The sequence below is a fragment of the Gordonibacter sp. 28C genome (assembly GCF_003339845.1).
GTDB lineage: Bacteria > Actinomycetota > Coriobacteriia > Coriobacteriales > Eggerthellaceae > Gordonibacter.
Genome location: NZ_PPTR01000003.1, coordinates 344,328 through 362,555 on the forward strand (window position 1 = coordinate 344,328; position 18,228 = coordinate 362,555).

The following is an 18,228-nucleotide window of genomic DNA, read 5'->3' on the forward strand; positions in this document are numbered from 1 at the left end:
GCAAATCCGAAGCCGAAAACCACCTTGCGAACTTGCGTCGATCGCCCGGGCCCACCGTTTGCCCTGCTCATACGTTTCGAAAACAAGACGCTCGCGCCCAAACGTTCGAGAGTTTGCAGAGAATCGGTCAAAAATGTGCCGAGAACCCTCGCCCGACAACGCTCCCATCGCCCATTAAAACACTCCTCCGATGGGCCATGGCCCAGCAGCAAGACGCGCAACCGTGCCGAGCCCAGAGTAGAATATTCTAGCCGCATGCAACAATTCCCCTCCGAATCCCGTATCATCAGGTAAGGAGGTTGACGATCGTGATGCACACCGAAGCACGGCCGAAAGCTCGAACGCAGATACCCGCCCTGCTCGTCGCGGCCGCACTGGCAGCTTGCCTGGCGGCCGCCGGCTGTGGAACCGCTGCGCGCGACGACGAACCGGACGCAACGCACAACGCGCAAACGGCCCCCGAAGCCATCGGGAGCGGCGACGCTGCGGAACCAACCGAATCGGCCCCGAACGAACCCGCAACCGTCTCGGGCAAAACGATCGACATGCAGAACTACTCGGTGACGCTTCCCGAGCCGCTCGCATCCGACTGCTCGTTCGCCATCGGAGAAGAAAGCCCGTCCCCCGGCAAGACATGGGTTGGCGACAACGTGAACGTGATATCCGACGAAACGGGCCGCGCCGTGTTCTTCGTTGCCTGTTTCTCGAACGATTGGGGCCCGCAGGGGATGCTCTACGCCAAGCTGCTCGGGCCGGCTTCGGCGACCGACGGCGCGAACGTCTACCTTTGCCAGGCGCAGGTCGACGGCGACCAGAACCGCGTTCCCGACGAAACCGAAACGTACGCGGCGTACGTGACTTTGCGCTAGCCTCGCGGAAGCGCGCTACGCCGAAGGAAGAGACCCGATCATGGACGATGCGGCCGAAGACGCCTCTAGCCTCGTGGACATAGCGGCGGCCATCGATGCCTGCGGCAGCGCCGTTCTGCACCTGGCGCTCTGCAGGACAGGTTGCCGAGCCGGCGCGGAGGACGTGTTCCAAACCGTGTTCCTGCGCTTGTACCAGAAAGCCCCCGCATTGGAAAGCGACGAGCACCTCAAGGCGTGGCTTCTGAGGGTGACCGTGAACTGTTGCAACGACCTTTACCGAAACGCTCGAAAGCACCGACAGGTGGCCCTTGACGAAGCGATTGCCGTGGAAGCGGCGAGCGGCCTTCCCGACGAAGACGTCGACTCTCTGAAGCGCGCCATGGGAAAGCTGTCGGAAAAGCAACAGGTGGCGCTCCATCTTTTCTATTTCGAAGGATACAAAACCGACGAGATAGCGAGCATCATGGACGAAAGCCCCGCAACGGTCCGGTCGTACCTGCACCGCGCTCGCAAGGCCCTGAAGATCACGCTGGAAGGAGGCCGCGATGCTTGAGTCGGAGTTCCGGAACGCCTATCGGAAAGCCCACGAGGGCATCGACGTTTCCGACGATTTAAGGGAAAGGACCCTCGCGTTAGTCGCGAAAGAGGCGCCCAACCGCGCGAACGCCGTTCAGCCTGCCGAAGCCTCGGCCGGACAGACCGGCGGCGCGAATCGCAGCCGGACGTCGGCGGAAAAGCCGCCGCATGCTGCAAAGCGGGAGGGAAAAAGGGCTCGCTCCCCCGAACCGCGCATCGTGCGTCGCTGGGGCCTCGCCGCGGCGGCCTGTCTCGCACTCGCGGCGCTCGCGACGGGGCTCACGTTGGCGAACCCCTTCGGCCAACCGGACCCGAACGAACAGCCAGGCACGACGGCGAGCACGAAGGCCGACGGGTTCGTCCTGCAAGCCTATGCGGCAACGAGCAACACGCTCCTTGAACCTGGGGAGGACGGCACCGTCGTATTCAGCCGCGACATGGGGTACTCTGCCTCTAGTGACTACTACGACCAGGACGGATGCTACACCGGCTGCCTGTTCGGCGTGCAGGGCGACGGCATCGTGGGCGTCCAGGCCTCAACGAGTCGCGGGCAGCTCTACCGCTACACGTACGAAGAGTTCAAGGTCGGCGACGAACCAGAGAAGTGGCGCGAGGCCCTTTCGTGGGATCCCACGAGGCGAGGCCGGGGCGCGTACTACGGAGCGTACGACAACGTGCAACCTGCGAGAACGGATTCCAGCCAGGGCAGCGACGACCCCGACAGCGTCGTCCAGGTGCGTCTGGCGAAGAAGCTCGGCAGCACCATCGACGTGGACATGGCACCCGGGACTTCGGGCGACTATTACTTCGGGCTATGGACGAACGACCCTTACGAAACAGGGCGCGACCCAGGCGAAGCCGCCATCGACCTGTTCGACGGGGAAACCCTGACTGTAACGGTGGAGTTCGAAGACGGCAGCACCGCCACGAAGGTCATAGCGCTGCACGCAGCCGATATGAAAGCGGCGTGGACGGACTCGGGCATGGGCAGCGCGCAAGGCTGGGAAGTGTTGCCTGAAACGGCGGACCGCAACGCGCTGCAAGAGGGGGAATCGTACGTTCACACGCTCTACGGCGTCGTGACCGACGAGAACGACGGACCGTTCCCCGGCTCGCTCGAACAGGCAAACGAGCTCGAGGACGCACCCGAACCCCCTGCGGCGCTCAGCAGCGAGCCCTCCGCGATACCGGAGAAAGACCAAGACGGAAACGATTTCGCGCTTCAGGCGTCCAACGTGCTCGACTCGCAGGGGAAGGCCCTCCTCGCCGAGGCGAACCAGACGTTCGAGCGCGGCAACGGCACAACGTATTGCGCCGACGGCAACGGCACGTTCGAGATAACGAACGTGCATGCCAAGCGGCTGGCGCAACTTCCCGAGGGCGTGTCCGTACTTGACACCAACGTCGTCAAGTACGGCGACCTGGCTTACTTCAACAAGTGCCAACGGGAAGAGCGCGGCTTCGCCGTGACCGAGGACGGTCGCATCGAAGGCGCATACGCGTTCGTAGCCGTTTCGATGGATGTCGCGAACACCGACGACGCGCAGGCGTTCAAGAACACGTCGCAGTTCTCGAAACTCGTCCTGAGAAACGAGGACGGCCGCTGCCTCATCCTCAACGCACCTTTGCTGTACAGCGACTGGTGGGGCCATGATCGCGCAAGCGAGGGGTTTGAAACCCGCACCGCTCTTGCCGCCGGCGAGAAGCGCAGGATGACGCAGGTGTTCGCCGCGCCGGCGGGATGCCTGCACGATTCCGGCCTCCTGTTCGTGGTGTACGACTCGTTCACATCCGTTCCGCAAAACGAGAATTACCATGCGTTCGCCATCGGCGGTTTAGGCTGAGGATCTTGCAAGGCGCTTGAATTGCAAGTATACTTGCAAGTATGTTATTCAGCGAACCGAGGAGGCGCCATGCCGCAGCTTTCTTTGTACTTGGACGATCCCACGATGGAAAGCCTGCGCGCCAACGCCGCGCGCGAGGACAAAACGCTCTCGAAGTTCGTGGCGGGCGTGCTGCGAGATCATGCGGAGAACAACCTTTGGCCGCAAGGGTTCTTCGACTTGTACGGGGCCTGCGATGACGACACGTTCGTCGAACCACCGGAGATTCCTTGGGAATTCGACGCACCTCGGAAATGGTTGTAGGTGAAGGCCGTGTATCTTCTCGACTCCAATATCTGCATTGATTTTATGCGCGGGGAACTCCCCTACGCCTACGGCATGATGCGCAACAGCAGCCCAAAGCTCTTCAAAATTCCCGCTATCGTGGAAGGCGAGTTGAGACTCGGCATCGAAAAAAGTAAACGGCCGGAAAAGACCCGGTGGCTCGTCGACGAATTCACGCTGCCGTTTGAAGTGGTGCCGTTCGATTCGAAATGCGCGCAAGTCTATGCGCGCATACGCGGCGAACTTGAAAAGACAGGTAAGAAGATCGGGCCGAACGACCTCATCATCGCCGCCACCGCGCTGGCGAACAATGCGGTGCTCGTGACCAACAACGTGGCCGAGTTCAAGCGCGTGCCAGGGCTTTCCTTGGAATGCTGGTACGAAATGGAGTGGGAAGCATGAGCGCAGGTTCCGCCGGATGGCGCCAACGCCTATAATAGATGGCTCGACATCCCTCGAACAAACCGCCCAAAGGACGCGCACGCATGAAAACCTCAGACTTCGACTACGACCTTCCCCCCGAACTGATCGCGCAGGAGCCCGCCGCCGAGCGCGACGGGTGCCGCCTGCTGGTCATGGACCGCGCAACCGGCGCGCTGGAGGATCGCGTCTTCCGCGATATCGCCGACTACCTGCGCCCGGGCGACCTGCTGGTGGCGAACGAGACGCGCGTCATGCCCGCGCGCCTGCTGGGTGCGAAGCGCGGCACCGGCGGTGCGGCCGAAGTGTTCCTGCTGCGCCAGCACGGCACGCCCACCGAGAACCGAAGCGCGCTGTGGGAAGTGCTCGTGCGCCCCGGCAAGCGCCTCAAGCCCGGCACCGGCGCCGTGGTCGATTTTGCGGACGCCGCGGGCAACGTGGCGCTGTCGGCCGAGATCGTCGACTGGGCGGAGGACGCCCAGAGAGGCGAGCGCCTGGCGCGCCTCACCACCGAGCTGCCCTCGCTCGACGAGGCGTTGCACGCCGTGGGCCACACGCCGCTTCCGCCCTACATCAAGGACTACGCCGGCGACGAGGAGCTGTACCAGACGGTGTACTCCCGCCGCGAGAGCTCGGCCGCCGCGCCCACGGCGGGCCTGCACTTCACCCCCCAGCTCATCGAGCGCCTGCGCGAGCAGGGCGTGCGCTGGGAAACCGTGGAGCTGGAAGTGGGCCTGGACACGTTCCGCATCGTGGACGAGGACGATCCTGCGCAGCACACCATCCACACCGAGCTCTACACGGTGCCCGAGCGCACGGTGGACGCCATCGCCGAGACGCGCGAGCGCGGCGGCCGCGTGGTGGCCGTTGGCACCACGAGCGTGCGCAGCCTGGAGAGCGCCTGGGACGCCGAGGTCGGCGCCGTCACGCCGCGCGAGCGCGAGGCCACGTCGCTCTACCTGCTGCCGGGATCGGAGTTCCACGTGGTGGACGCGCTTGTCACGAACTTCCACGTGCCGCGATCCACGCTCATGATGCTGGTGAGCGCGTTCTCGTCGCGCGAGCACATCATGGCCGCCTACCGGCACGCCATCGCCGAGCGCTACCGCCTGCTCTCGTTCGGCGACGCCATGTTCATCGCCTAGCGCGCCTTCCGATCCAAGTAGCCCACCACGAACTCGGCCCAGCTGTAGTTCGCCAGGTACTCGCCCGTGTAGGCGTTCACCGCCGAGGCGTCGCCCGCAAGGAAGCGGTAGTAATCGCAGTCGACGGCGTCGACGTCCACGGACAGGCTGTTGTAGTTCTTCACCACCACGTGCTCGGCGCCCACGGCCCGCAGGGCCTTCATCATGGCGGCGATGATCGTCTGCATCTGGCGCTGCACGGACAGCGTGTAGGGGCGGTCCTCGAACAGCACCGACGCCAGCTCGCGCACGGCGCAGCTGCTGCCCCGCTTGTGAACGAGGTAGGCCATGAGCTCCTTGGCCTTGCTGCGCGGAAACGTAACCGGACGCCCGTCGCAGAGCACCTCGAAGTTGCCGAACGTCTTGACGACCACGCGCCCGCAAGCGGGCGGTTGCGGTGCCGCACGCAGGTTCCTCAGCTCGCAGGCAACGTCCTCCGAGGACACGGGCTTCAGCACGTAGCCCGACGCATGCAACGAGAACGCCTCAACCGCGTACTGCGAATAGGCCGTGGCGAACACGATGCCCATGCGGGCGTCTGCCTCCTTCAGGCGGCGCGCGAGCTCGATGCCGCCGAACGAACCGGTTTCCACATCGAGGAACGCCGCGTCGAAGGGTTCCGCCCGCGCGACGTCGAGGGCCTCGTCGGGATCGAGGCAGCACACGACCTGCGCCGTCGGCGCCGCTTCGCGAATGGCCTTCTCGAGGGCACGCAGCGCGGGCTGCTCGTCGTCGACCGCCAGTATCCTCATCCGTCCGCCCTTTCGCTTCCAACCGGCCCCGCCGCGGGGCTGCCACCGCAGGGTCCGCGAGCATCCTTCGGCACGCGCACCGTCACCGTCGTGCCCGAACCGGGCGCGCTTCGCACGTCCAACGTCCCGCCGCACATGCGGTCGATGCGCTCGCGCACGCTCGCCAAGCCCACGTGCGAGCGCCCGTCGTCGGCCTGCGGCGCGTCCGCATCGAAACCCGGGCCGTCGTCGGCCACGCTCACCTCGAAGCCGTCGGGCGTCGCACGCGCCGAAAGGCGAACCGTCCCGCCGCCCTTGAGCTTCGTCACGCCGTGGCGCACCGCGTTCTCCACGAGCGGCTGCACCGTGAGCGCCGGCACCGAGAACGCCGTCGTGCGCACGTCCTCGTTCCAGCGCAAACGGTCGCCGAAGCGCCGCTGCTCCAACGCCACGTACGTGCGCACGTGGTCGAGTTCCTGCGCGAAGGGAACGGGCTCGGCCTGGGCCAGCGCGTCCATGTTCGCCCGCAGGTACGCGGAGAACTCGCGGATGGCCTTCTGCGCCTCATGGGCGTCCACGTCCACGAGATCGTGGATGACCGTGAGCACATTGTACAGGAAGTGGGGCTGGATCTGGCTGACCATGAGATCGGTGCGGCTGCGCTCGAGCGCCAGCCGTTGCTCTTGGAACGCATGCGCCTGCTCCATCTGCACGCCCAAGTACAGCAACACCGTGGCGAGCGTGACCGCCAGATAGGTCAGCATGATGCCGCCCGCGAACAGCTGCGCCGCGTAGGCTGCCAGCATGACGCCCAAGCTGGTCGACAGCACGGCGAGCGCGTATGATTCCAGGCTCTTGCGGCTGCGCACTATGCATGCCACGCCCACCGCCAGGAACACCACCATGACGCCCTCCGAGAGCACGGCCCACAACCCGCCCTCAAGGTAGACGTTGCTCGCATCGAACGTGTAGAAAACGGGGACGAACGCGTTGAGCACCATGAGGCCCATCATGACGGCCGCGGCCCCCCAACCGAGCCACGCCATGAACGGCGGCACGCGCCGATCGCGCTGCATCAGATACGTGGCGATGTACTGGGCGAGCACCGCGAGCTGGGCGAAGTCGAACGCGAACGAGAGGAACACTGCCACGCGCATGACGGCGCCTATGACAGGATCGGGGTTGCCCTCCACGAGCCAGGCGACCGCGTCGGCCAATTGCGCGCAGCCTCCGCACGCGAACGCCGCCACCGCCAGCAGATGCAGCCGGCTTTCCGGCCGCCGCACCACCAGCAGGCACACGGCCAGCACGAGCGACAGCACGCCGCCGAACGTCTCGAGCATCACGTTGATGTAGCTAACCGTGCCCAGCGCCATCCGCCGCCTCCTCCGGTCCACGACAGCGCGATTATAGCAAAGGGCTGACCCGACGGGTTCGCGCAAGACACGGCAACGCGCTGGCTGCCGTCCCCTCGGCGCTTTCCCCGCTGCGCAGGTCGAAGACAAAAAAATGACCCCGCGCTCGCGGGGCCATTTCGGCATGTTTTTGTGAGGTTTGCTTACGCCTTCGTCACGTTGCTGGCCTGGAGCTTGCCGTTCTGGCCAGTCGTCACGTCGAACTGCACCGCAGCGCCTTCGTCGAGCGTCTTGAACCCGTCCATCTTGATCTCAGAGAAGTGGACGAAGAGATCCTCGCCGTCGTTCTGGGAGATGAACCCATAGCCTTTTTCGGGGTTGAACCACTTCACGGTACCTTCTGCCATTTTAAATCCTCTTTCCTCTCCCTGATCCTCAGGGAGGCAACACTGCATGCTGCATGGCGGCAGCACTCGCCCTCACCTCGAGAGCACATGACTACTATACGCTATCCAAAGCCGAAAAGAGTCGGGATTCCCGGTTTAGCCGGTTTTTTTACCGTTTCGTTAGGTTGGCCGGTTCAACTTCGAGGGAGACGCGCTAACGAGCCGAACGCTGGGGCTCGGCCCCCACGGGAGCCTGAGCTTGCAGCCGCGCCGACGGCGATCCGTCCTTGATGCCCTTGAGCGGGACGCGCGATTTCAGCAAAACCGCCCAGCCGACGACAGCCGCCGCCATGGACGCCACGATGAGCACGCCGATGCCGAAAACGTAGCTCGACCACGGTAGAACCGCCAACAGCATGCCCACGCAACCGATGGCGGTGTGGGTGAAGTTGATGAGCGACGACGCCGCGCCGGTGTCCCCTTCCTGCTGGGACAGCAGGATGTTCGTGCTGTAGGGGCGCACGCATGCCTCCGTGAGGGCGAACACGAGGAACGTGACGCAGAACAGCACCGGCGAGAGCTCGCCCACGACGAGCATCGCAACGCCCGAGAGCAGGGCTGCGGCCAGAAGGATGCCGGTGAAGCGGCGGGCGCTCACATGCTTGGACGCTTTGAGCCAGATGAAGGGACCGGCGGCGGTCAGCAGAGCGGCCACCGCGAAGAACGCGCTGTACTCGAGTTCGCTCAGGCCGAAGAACGAGATGTAGACGTAAGACCCCACGGCGATATAGGCCATGAAGGGCAGGTTGTACAGCCCCACGATGCCCAAGAACGAAGAGAAGCCCTTGTTGCGCGCCACGGCCCCCAGCTGCCCGACGCTGCCGAGCACGGTGCCGCGGTAGCGCTCCTCCTGCGGGAGCGTCTCGTCGAACAGAACCGCGAGCGCGCAGCAGAACACGCCCACGGCGCCCAGGGCGCAGAACGTCATGCGCCAATCGAACACCTGCAAGATGAGGGCGCCCAGCACCGGGGACAGCACGGGCCCTACCACGAACATGACCTGCACGACAGACAGGATGGCCTCGCGTTTCTCCGCCTTGAAGGCGTCTTTCACCACGGCGGTGGACACGGCGCTCGCGGCGCCCGCGCCCAGCGCCTGCACGATGCGGAACGCGATGAGCATCTCTATGTCGAGCGCCAACGCGCACAGCCCGCTGGCGGCCGTGTACACCGCCACACCCGCCAACAGCACGGGACGGCGGCCGTAGCGGTCGCTCAGAGGGCCGAACACCAACAGGCCCACGGCGAAGAACAGGAAGTAACCCACAAGCGTGAGGTTCACGGCGCCGGCGGTGGCGTTGAAGTGCTCCGTCATATGGGGCACGGCAGGCGTGTACATGTCGAGCGAGAGGGGCGTCACCAGACTCGCAGTGACGAGGAGGACGACGAGTCCCATCGGTCCGAGCTTGCTTTGAGGCCGGACGAGCCATTGCTGCATATTCTTTTTCATTGCCAGATTCCTTCTAGGTTCCGAAGGCGACCCGAAACGGGATTACGAGGCGATTACTCTAGCGGAATGAATTCGAATGGGGCCGCAATCCGCCGATCACCATATAGTCACCATCATCTAACAAAACGCTACTCGGCCGAGCGCTCCGAAACCCTTGCGTCGGGGCCGGCGGGAGCATCGGCGGAAGCTATGTCGATGATGGCCTCCTCGGCACCTTCGAACTCGTCCAGCAGGCCGGGCATGTCGGCCGGGTCGTCGGGCAGGTCGAGCCCGTAGGCATCGCCCAGCGAGCGCGCCTGCGCGAGGCGCAGGTCGGAAAGGGCGTCCTCGCCCGCTTCGCGCAGGTACAGGGACGCCAGCATGAGGCTGCGCGCCACGTACTCGATGACGCGCGGGTCGGTGCCCGAAACCTGCAGGATGGAGGCCATGGACTCCGGTGCCAGGGACAGCAGCGTGCCGCCGTCGATGTCGGTGGCCTCGCCCACGGCGTCCTCCAGCATGTCCGCCGCAGCCTTCGGATCGCGATCGTCCCGTGCCCTGATCCAGCTGCGCCGCAGTATCTCCGCGAATTGCAGCAGTATGCGCATGAGGTAATCCTGTTCGAGCATGTTCCGGCTCCAATCTCTTCCGTGCGCTTGCCGCACGAAGCGTTCGTTTTCAGGCCGACGGCGCCTGCATGCCCAAATGCTCGTAGGCCCGGGGCGTCGCCTGGCGGCCCTTCGGCGTGCGAACCATGAGGCCCTGCTGCATGAGAAACGGCTCGTAAACGTCCTCGAGCGAGTCGGGGTCTTCCGACAGAGCCGAGGCGAGCGTCGTGAGCCCCACGGGGCGGCCGCCGAACTGCACGGCCAAAAGCTCCAGGATGCGGTTGTCCACGGCGTCTAGCCCGAGCGCGTCCACCTCGAAGAAGCTCAGAGCCTGCGCGGCCACATCCTCGTCGATGCGTCCGTCGCCGCGCACCTGGGCCCAGTCTCGCACGCGCTTGAGCAGGCGGTTCGCCAGACGCGGGGTGCCGCGGCTGCGGCGCGCTATCTCCAGCGCGCCGTCCTCGGCGATGTCGATGCCCAAGATGGACGCCGAGCGCCGCACGATGGAGGCCAGTTCCTCGGGCGTGTAGTACGCCAAGCGGAACGAGATGCCGAAGCGGTCGCGCAGGGGGCCCGTGAGCAGCCCCGTGCGGGTCGTGGCGCCGACGAGCGTGAAGTGCGGCAGGTCGAGCCTGATGGAGCGCGCGGCCGGCCCCTTCCCCACCACGATGTCGAGCGCGAAGTCCTCGAGCGCGGGGTAGAGCACCTCTTCCACCATGCGGTTCAAACGGTGTATCTCGTCGATGAACAGCACGTCGCCTTCCTCGAGGTTCGTGAGGATGGCGGCCAAATCTCCCGTGCGCTCGATGGCGGGGCCGCTCGTGGTGCGGATGCTCGCGCCCAGCTCGTTGGCCACCACGGTGGCGAGCGTCGTCTTGCCCAGGCCGGGGGGGCCCGAGAACAGGATGTGGTCCACCACGTCGCCGCGCGCCCGGGCCGCCTCGATGAGGATGGCGAGCGACTCCTTCACCTTCGTCTGGCCCAGGTAGTCGCCCAGGCGCTTCGGGCGCAGGCTTCGGTCGAGGGCGAGATCGTCCTCCGTGAGCTCGGCCGCCACGACGCGCGGCCGCTCGACCGCCGCATCCACACCGTCGGCAACGTAGCCCAAGCCCTCGATCTCTATGTCGCTGCGTTCCATAGCCGCCTATCCTCGCGCGTTGCCGTCGCCTACCAAGGTACCACAGGTTCCCGCGCGCATCAGCGTTCGCCTCCCAACCGTTTGAGGGCGTACTGCAAAAGGGCGCCCTCCGCCGCGCCTTCGGGCGCGCCCTTGAGGGCCAGGTCGGCCTCCGCCGACGTGAACCCCATGGACAGCAGCGCCTCGCGCGCGCCCCGAAGCCGCTCGTCGGCCTGCGCGGACGGGGCTTCCGCCTCGTCGAACAGCCCCGCGAGGCCCTGGTCGAGCGACCCCTTCAACTCCAAGATGATGCGCGAGGCCGTCTTCTTGCCCACGCCGGGGATCTTCGACACGCCGGTCACGTCCTGCGCGGCGATGGCCGACACGAGCGCCTGCGGCGTGAACACCGAAAGCGCGGCCAACGCCACCTTCGGCCCCACTCCGCTCACGCCGATGAGCCTCTCGAACAGGGCCTTCTCCTCGATCGACAGGAATCCGTACAGCGCGACGGCATCCTCGCGCACCTGCAGGTAGGTGTGGACCTCCACGGGCGCGCCCGCTTCCGGCAGCTTCGCCAGGCTCGCCTGCGACATGCCCACGGCGTAGCCCACGCCGTTCACGTCGACGAACGCGGCGGTGGCGGTCTTGCCCGCGAGCCTTCCCTTCAAAAACGCGATCATCGCGCGCCTCCTTGCGTTGCGGCTGCGGCGGCCGCGGCCGCGAAGCCCTCGTGGGTCGTATAGCATATGGCGGCCGCGAGCGCGTCGGCCGCGTGGTCGGGGCTCGGCACGGCCTCCAGCGCCAGCAGCTGGCGCACCATGTACTGCACCTGGTCCTTGTCGGCGGAGCCGGCGCCCACCACCGCGAGCTTGATCTGGCTCGGCGAGAACTCCCCCACGTCCAGGTCGCCCTCGGCGCATGCCACGAGCGCGGCGCCGCGCGCCTGGCCGGTGGCGAAGGCGCTCTGCGTGTTCACGCCGAACCACACCGTCTCGATGCCCACGCAGGTGGGCTCGAAGCGCGCGATGACGGCGGCCATCTGCTCGTGGATCTTGCCCAGCCGGCGCGCCAGCGGCGCGGAGGCCGGCGTGGAGATGCACCCGTAGGCCACGCAGGACAGGCGCGGTCCGCTCTGGGTCACGATGCCCCAGCCCGTGTTCGCCAGCCCCGGGTCGATGCCGAGTATCGTTCGTTCGGTGCGCGCCATCGTCCTCATTTCTTCGCAAACGAATGTTCGCTTGTATAGTATCACAAAACTGAGGGCCCACGAAAAAAGACGCGCTCGAAAGCGCGTCTTCTCTATTGTCTTTGCAAACTCGCCGCGTGCCGTTTGCCGAGCCCGCGAGCGCGATGCTCGACGGCGGCTTCAGAAGCGCGGCGGAAGGGCGGGCCCGTTACTCGTCGAGCGCCTCGGCGATCTCGTCGGTGATGTCCATGACGTGGTAGACGTTCTGCAGGTCCTCGAGCTCCTCGAGGTTGTCGATCAGGCGCATGACCTTCTTCGCATCGGACACGCTCACCTGGGTGGGCGTGGTGGGGATCATGGTGAGCTCGGCGCCCTTCGTCTCGGTGCCGGCATCCTCGAGAGCCTTCTTCACGGCCATGAGGTCGGTGGGGCCGGTGTAGACGATCCACTCGTCCTCGGCGTCCTCGTAGTCGTCGCCGCCGGCCTCGGCCACGGCGAGCATGAACTCCTCCTCGTCGGCCGCGGCGCCGTTCGGCTTCACGGGGTTCTTCTTGTCGCCGGTCTCGACCTCCTTGGGCACCATGATCTGGCCCTTGCGCTCGAACTGGAACGCCACGGAGCCGGACGTGCCCAAGCTGCCGCCCGCATGCGAGAACGCGCTGCGCACGTCGGCCGCGGTGCGGTTGCGGTTGTCGGTCAGCGCCTCGCAGTACACGGCGATGCCGGCCGGGCCGTAGCCCTCGTAGACGACCGTCTCGTAGTTCGCGGCGTCCTTGCCGGAGCCGAACGCCTTGTCGATGGCGGTTTTGATCTTGTCTTTAGGCAGGGAGTAGCCCTTGGCCTTCTCGATGGCGGCCGCAAGCGACGCGTTGTTCTCGGGGTTCGGGTCGCCGCCCTCCTTCGCCGCCACCGTGATGATGCGCGACAGCTTAGAGAACAAGGCGGAGCGCTTCGCGTCCTGCGCCGCCTTGCGGTGTTTCGTTGTAGCCCACTTTGAATGCCCAGACATATGCGGTCCCTTCCAAATACAGCAATACCAACGGTGTATTCTAGCACACCCGTCAAACGCCCCGTTCCCTCATCTCACGGTCTTCAAAAAACGCAGGGGCGGGCGGAGACCCCCGTCGCCGCCCGGCGAGAGGCAACGAAGGGGCTGCGCGCGAATGCTCCCGCATTGGACCGCCTCAGGGGGTAGGCGGCCCAATGCGGGAGCATCCTGTACGCGGATTGCGCGCGCCGCGGGATGCCGTCGGCAAGGGATGGAAACGCCCTGCCGCGGACGCGGCCCCGCCCCGCCGGCCTCCCGCTCCGTGCAGGGTCCCGGCGCACGGGGCCCTGCACAGGCTGCACGGAAAGGGCTAGATGTTCTGTGCGACCCCCTTGGCGTCGTACATCTTCACCAAGGCGTAGCAAACCGTGGCCACGAGCTGGGCACCGCACACCATGTAGGCCAAAGCGCCGAACTCGCCGGCGAACGCGTCGATGAACATGCCGCCCAGCGGCGAGCCCAGCATCATGCCCAGGTCGACCGCCACGGTGAACATGGCAACCATCGAGGCGCCGGCGCGGGCATCGGGCACGGCCTGGGGACAGAGCGTCCACATGGCCGCGCAATAGCCCGACTCCACGACCGAGTACACCACCAGCATGATGATCGCGCCGGGTATGCCGGACACGCGGAACATGAGGAAGAACGCCACGGCCCAGATGAGCGAGTTGATGACCATGAACTTACGGCGCTTCGTGATGGCATTCAATATGAAACCGAAAACGATGCAGCCGATGCATTCGATGAGGTACATCGCGCCGGTCATGTTGTTGGCCATGATGGCGTCGGCCGTGCCGGACGCCTGCCAGAACGGCGAGATCCAAGCGATGACCGTGGAGTTGGAGATGCCGAACGCGAAGCCGGCCAGGGCCATGATCCAGGCGTTCTTGTACTTGCAGGCGGCGAAGATGCTCACCTTGCCGCCGGTCTCGTCGTTGAGGTCGGCGTGGTTCTCGCCCGCAGGCGGCACCTTCACGAACAACGCGTAGATGACGATGGAGATGATCAGCAGCACGATGCCGACGATCCACAGGTTCTTCCACGCGTAGCCGAACGCGTCGCCGAAGGCGTTCGTGATGGGAATGCCGAAGAAGAACGAGGCGCAGATGCCCCACATCTGCCACGAGCTCCAGATGCCCATGGGAGCGCCGCGCTTCTCGATGGGAAACCACATGGCGATCGCCGAGGGGGCGATGACGCCGATGAAGCCCAGGCCGAAGCCCTCGATGATGCGGGCGATGATGATGGCCGTGGCGCTGTCGGCGAACACGCCGATGACGCCGCCCACGACGGCGAACACGAGCGCCACCAGGCCGCCCACCTTGATGCCCCACTTCTTGATGATGGCCACCGCCGGGAAGGCCAGGAATATGCCCACCAGCGTGAACAGGCTCATGAGCCAGCCCGCCGTGGCGTTGTCGAGCGCCAGGTCGCGGGCGATCGAAGGAGCGGTGGGATCGGGCGAGGCCAAGACGCCGGTTACCTTGTACTGCGCGAAGGCCATCACGATACCGGCCAGGAACACCGAGAGCATGACCACCCAAGCTCCCTTCGGCGTTTTCGCCTTTCCCTTGCTATCTTCTACCATTTCAACCCCTCTCAAGTGAATGGCAGACGCACGCGTCCGCGCGCCGCCGGCTCGCGGCGGGCGAAGTCCTTCGTGTGCGGGATACAGCGGCATCTGCCACTTTGACGGATCGCGGTGCGGGCCCGGCTCCCCCCTGGAGCCCGCGCCGCCCTAAAAAACTACTTCGGCGCGCCCGGAGCCTTCGGAGCGCCGGGCGCTTGGGGCGCCCCCGGCGCCTTGGGCGCGCCCGGAGCCCCCGACGGAGCGCCTGCGGCGGAGATCTCGGGCATGTCCCCCTTGCAATGCGGGCACTTCTTCAGCACCACGCCGCCCATGATGGGCACCTTCTCGCCGCAATGCGGGCATACGGGCACCGATTCTGCCGCTGCTGGTCTGAAACACATACGCACATCCTTTCACGGGCCGGGCCGAAAGCGCGATGGCCCGGCCTCACCTAGACGACACCTGCCTACCAGGCGAACCCGTTCTCGCCGCGACCGGGCTTGGGCTTCACCTCGTTGCCGAGCTTGATCAACCCGAGGCCGTAAGGCTCGGACTGGCCGGCTTCCTTCTTCGTCAGGCCCACGCTGGCGAGGATGTCCTCGTAGGACTCGCCGCCGGCCAGACGGCCGTTAAAGTACTCGATGCGCTCTTGCATCGACATGTTGAAAATAGCGTCGCGATCCATGTGATACCCCCTTGGTCTGAAGTGGGGCTGCGCCCGTTTTTCAGGCGCAGCCGGGCAACTGCTAGTGAACCTTGAAGATGGCGACCTTCTCGCCCAGACCGGCGGCCTTCTTGGCGAGTTCGTCGAGCGGGCCGTAGTCCATGCAGAACGTCAGGCAGTGCTTCACGCACATCGGCTTCTTGCCGGCGTCGAGACGGCTGGCGCACAGGTCGCAGCGGTCCGTGGGCACGGGGATGTAGTCCCAGTCCCAACCGTCCTCCATCGTGGCGTCGTCTTTCTTCCACGGGCCCTTCTCGAAGACCTTGATGCCGTACTGGTCGGCGGCGAGGCCCTTCTCTTCCTGACAGGCGACCACGCACGAGCCGCAGTTGTCGCAGTACTTGTAATCGATCAGAAGACCGTAGTTGCTGTAATCAGCCATCTTTCCCACCCCTTTCTAGTAAATGCGGCCGTGGTTCTCGATGAGAACCGGGGGAACCTGCTTGTAGTTCTCCTCGTTCTGGTCCTCCAGGCTGGCGACCTTGCGGATGTTGGCCATGATGCCCTTCGCCGGGCAGCCGAAGCCGAGGTTGCCGACGTTGAAGTGGGGAACGAGCAGGTTGAAGTTCGACTTGAACACGCCGTAGAGGTTCGGGGCGTCGCCGTCCTCCTCGGGGAACCACCAACCGTGCTGGCAGTGGATGGTGCGCTCATCGATCGTCGGGGTGACGCGGGCGCGCCAGTTGCCCTTGCCGAACATGTTGTACACCTGCACCCAGTCGCCGCTCTGAATACCGTACTTGGCGGCGGTGACGGGGTTGATCTCGACCTCCGGATCGGGGTTCAGCGCGCGCAGCTTGGCGATCTGGCGATGTTCGGAGTGGAAGAACGCGGACACGCGGGCGCCGGAGGTGGCCATGAGCGGGTACTCCTCGGCCAGCTCGGGCTTGGACACCTGGGAGTACGTGGGCTCCTCGTAGTACGGCATGGGATCCTCGCCCCAGGCGTCGTAGAGCACCGAGTAGAGTTCGAACTTGCCGGAGACGGTGTTGAAGCCGGGCTCGCCGTCGTTGCGGAGCATGCCCTTCTCGTACTTGCGATAGGTCATCGGCGGGAAGTACACGCCCATTTCCTTGAACTCGTCCCACGTGAACGGCAGCAGCGGCTCGTCGTCGAGCTGCTCGTCCAGCCACTCCGTGACGTCGTTGTACTTGGACCAGTTGGCATGCGGCGTGACGCGGCGACCCACCTCGTAGCAGATCTCGAGGTCGGACTTCGTGTCGCCCGTGCTGAACGCCTTGGCCATGCAGCCCAGCCACACGTTGTTCGACATGTAGTACGGGATGACGAAACCGTCATGCTCGGCGAACGTGCTCATGGGAAGGAACAGGTCGGCCAAACCCTCGATGGTGGGGTTCATGTACAGATCGCTTGCGACCGTGAACTCCATGGGCAGAAGCGCCTTGTACCAGCGCTGGTTCTGATCGGAGCAGGTGGCGGACACGAAGTTGGAGGAGTTGATCCAAGCCATCTTCGGGGCGTAGGGGATGCCCGTCTCGAGCGTCTCGAGCGTCTCGTCCGGATGGGTGGACGCCATGGTCGCGGCGAACGCCGGCCACTTGTCCACGCCGATGCGCTTCTCCCAGATCTCGTCGGACAGGTACTGGCGGGAGTCGGTGCACCAGTGGCCCAGGCGCACGGAGGGATCGCCCACCGTCAGGCCGCCGGGCACGTCGATGTTGCCGGTGATGGCCATGATGGACAGGATGGCGTGGCCGGCCTGCACGCCGTTCTTGTTCTGGTCGATGGCCAGGCCCCACAGGATGCACATGGGGTGCGCGTTCGCCATGACGCGGGCGGCGGTGCGGATCTCCTCGGCAGGGACCCACGTCTGCTTCTCCACGAGCTCCAGGGGGTACTCGTTCACGCGCTCGGCCAGCTCGTCGAAGCCGTAGCACCAGTTATCGACGAAGTCGTGGTCGTAGAGGTCCTCGTTGATGATGACGTTCAGGATGCCGAGCGCCAGCGAGGCGTCGGTGCCGGGCTTCAGCTGCAGGGTCATGTTGCCCTTGCGGGAGCCGAGCCAGGTGACGCGCGGGTCGATGCAGATGATCTTCGTGCCGCGCTTCATCATGTCGATGAGCGAGTGGCCGAAGAAGCCGTCGCCGTTGGACCAGAGGGGCATCTTGCCCCAGCACACGGCCACCTCGGTGAGCTCGTACTCCGGGTTGTCCATGCGGTCGGGGAAGTAGCCCGTGTCGATCTCGGGATAGCCGGCGCCCAGGATGTAGTCGGCCACGGAGGAACGCGGGCCGTAGCAGGACCAGCCGGACTGCGCGTAGCACAGGTTCGGGGTGTTCAGCACCGAGAAGGCCACCGGGTAGTAGAACATGCACGCTTCGCGGCCGGTGCCGCCGTACACGACGATGGCCTCGCGCCCGTACTTCTGCTCGATGTCGGCGACCTTCTCCTGGATGATCTCGTAGGCTTCGTCCCACGTGATCTGCTCCCAGGCGTCGGACTGGCCGCGCTTCGCGGGGTCGCGCTTCATCGGGTGGACGATGCGCTTGGGATCGTAGGTGTAGTCTTTCAGGGCCAGGCACCGGGGGCACAGGCGGCCCTGCGTGATCGGGTGGGTCTCGTCGCCCTCCACGTGGACGAGCTTGCCGTCCTTCACGTGCAGCTCGACACCGCATCCAACCGGGTGGTCTCCCGGAGGGGACCAAGCACAGGTCCTGAAGATAGTCGAGCCATCAGGCTGCGGCGTTTGCCACTCATGGTCAAACTGCTTCTCCATCTCACACTCCTCTTCCTCGTCATTCCCTCCATGCGGTCATCCGCATGCTTTCGGCCCTGA

Annotated in this window: 20 protein-coding genes; 6 read left to right on the top strand and 14 right to left on the bottom strand. The window is 65.3% G+C overall.

Features of this window, described 5'->3' with window-relative positions:
* The first annotated feature begins 308 nt into the window (after positions 1–308).
* The 6 genes from C1878_RS05655 to queA all read left to right on the top strand — a co-directional run bounded on the left by C1878_RS05655 (position 309) and on the right by queA (position 5,178).
* On the top strand, positions 309–869 hold the full coding sequence (locus tag C1878_RS05655) for a hypothetical protein (protein ID WP_147272913.1): 561 nt from the start codon (positions 309–311) through the stop codon (positions 867–869).
* A 40-nt stretch (positions 870–909) separates the two neighbouring features.
* Positions 910–1,422 (top strand): RNA polymerase sigma factor, encoded by a 513-nt coding sequence (locus C1878_RS05660; protein WP_114600714.1) that lies wholly within the window; start codon positions 910–912, stop codon positions 1,420–1,422.
* Positions 1,423–1,663: 241 nt separating this feature from the next.
* A complete protein-coding gene (locus C1878_RS05665) occupies positions 1,664–3,289 on the top strand; it encodes a hypothetical protein (protein WP_147272914.1) in 1,626 nt (541 codons plus the stop codon).
* Positions 3,290–3,358: 69 nt separating this feature from the next.
* Complete coding sequence (locus tag C1878_RS05670; protein ID WP_114600716.1) at positions 3,359–3,592, top strand: antitoxin; 234 nt, start codon at positions 3,359–3,361, stop codon at positions 3,590–3,592.
* 9 nt (positions 3,593–3,601) lie between these two features.
* Entirely contained in the window at positions 3,602–4,015 is a 414-nt protein-coding gene (locus C1878_RS05675; RefSeq protein ID WP_114600785.1) for a type II toxin-antitoxin system VapC family toxin, read from the top strand.
* Positions 4,016–4,098: 83 nt separating this feature from the next.
* A complete protein-coding gene (gene queA, locus C1878_RS05680) occupies positions 4,099–5,178 on the top strand; it encodes a tRNA preQ1(34) S-adenosylmethionine ribosyltransferase-isomerase QueA (RefSeq protein WP_114600717.1) in 1,080 nt (359 codons plus the stop codon).
* Here the strand turns inward: queA and C1878_RS05685 are convergent.
* The 14 genes from C1878_RS05685 to C1878_RS05750 all read right to left on the bottom strand — a co-directional run bounded on the left by C1878_RS05685 (position 5,175) and on the right by C1878_RS05750 (position 18,168).
* Positions 5,175–5,969, bottom strand: a complete 795-nt coding sequence (locus C1878_RS05685) for a response regulator (protein WP_114600718.1) — start codon at positions 5,967–5,969, stop codon at positions 5,175–5,177. The genes queA and C1878_RS05685 overlap by 4 nt on opposite strands.
* On the bottom strand, positions 5,966–7,324 hold the full coding sequence (locus tag C1878_RS05690) for a sensor histidine kinase (protein ID WP_158539735.1): 1,359 nt from the start codon (positions 7,322–7,324) through the stop codon (positions 5,966–5,968). The genes C1878_RS05685 and C1878_RS05690 overlap by 4 nt, the downstream gene beginning before the upstream one ends.
* Positions 7,325–7,506: 182 nt before the next feature.
* On the bottom strand, positions 7,507–7,710 hold the full coding sequence (locus tag C1878_RS05695) for a cold-shock protein (RefSeq protein ID WP_102375198.1): 204 nt from the start codon (positions 7,708–7,710) through the stop codon (positions 7,507–7,509).
* A 193-nt stretch (positions 7,711–7,903) separates the two neighbouring features.
* The gene (locus C1878_RS05700; RefSeq protein WP_114600720.1) at positions 7,904–9,199 is read right to left on the bottom strand and encodes a Bcr/CflA family efflux MFS transporter; all 1,296 of its coding nucleotides are present in this window, start codon (positions 9,197–9,199) and stop codon (positions 7,904–7,906) included.
* 128 nt (positions 9,200–9,327) lie between these two features.
* Positions 9,328–9,807: a hypothetical protein gene (locus tag C1878_RS05705; protein WP_114600721.1), complete on the bottom strand. Its 480-nt coding sequence runs from the start codon at positions 9,805–9,807 to the stop codon at positions 9,328–9,330.
* A gap of 49 nt (positions 9,808–9,856) precedes the next feature.
* The gene (gene ruvB / locus C1878_RS05710) at positions 9,857–10,924 is read right to left on the bottom strand and encodes a Holliday junction branch migration DNA helicase RuvB (protein WP_114600722.1); all 1,068 of its coding nucleotides are present in this window, start codon (positions 10,922–10,924) and stop codon (positions 9,857–9,859) included.
* Positions 10,925–10,983: 59 nt separating this feature from the next.
* Positions 10,984–11,583 (bottom strand): Holliday junction branch migration protein RuvA, encoded by a 600-nt coding sequence (ruvA, locus tag C1878_RS05715; protein ID WP_114600723.1) that lies wholly within the window; start codon positions 11,581–11,583, stop codon positions 10,984–10,986.
* Entirely contained in the window at positions 11,580–12,110 is a 531-nt protein-coding gene (gene ruvC / locus C1878_RS05720) for a crossover junction endodeoxyribonuclease RuvC (RefSeq protein ID WP_114600724.1), read from the bottom strand. The genes ruvA and ruvC overlap by 4 nt, the downstream gene beginning before the upstream one ends.
* A 187-nt stretch (positions 12,111–12,297) precedes the next feature.
* Entirely contained in the window at positions 12,298–13,098 is an 801-nt protein-coding gene (locus C1878_RS05725; protein ID WP_114600725.1) for a YebC/PmpR family DNA-binding transcriptional regulator, read from the bottom strand.
* A gap of 349 nt (positions 13,099–13,447) precedes the next feature.
* Positions 13,448–14,725, bottom strand: a complete 1,278-nt coding sequence (locus C1878_RS05730; RefSeq protein WP_158539736.1) for a CynX/NimT family MFS transporter — start codon at positions 14,723–14,725, stop codon at positions 13,448–13,450.
* A 158-nt stretch (positions 14,726–14,883) separates the two neighbouring features.
* Complete coding sequence (locus tag C1878_RS05735) at positions 14,884–15,108, bottom strand: hypothetical protein (RefSeq protein WP_114600727.1); 225 nt, start codon at positions 15,106–15,108, stop codon at positions 14,884–14,886.
* A 65-nt stretch (positions 15,109–15,173) separates the two neighbouring features.
* The gene (locus tag C1878_RS05740; protein ID WP_080144805.1) at positions 15,174–15,392 is read right to left on the bottom strand and encodes a hypothetical protein; all 219 of its coding nucleotides are present in this window, start codon (positions 15,390–15,392) and stop codon (positions 15,174–15,176) included.
* A gap of 61 nt (positions 15,393–15,453) precedes the next feature.
* Positions 15,454–15,813 carry an oxidoreductase gene (locus C1878_RS05745; protein WP_114600728.1) on the bottom strand — a complete coding sequence of 120 codons (360 nt, stop codon included), beginning with the start codon at positions 15,811–15,813 and terminating at the stop codon, positions 15,454–15,456.
* A gap of 15 nt (positions 15,814–15,828) precedes the next feature.
* On the bottom strand, positions 15,829–18,168 hold the full coding sequence (locus C1878_RS05750; RefSeq protein ID WP_114600729.1) for a molybdopterin-dependent oxidoreductase: 2,340 nt from the start codon (positions 18,166–18,168) through the stop codon (positions 15,829–15,831).
* Positions 18,169–18,228: the final 60 nt, after the last annotated feature.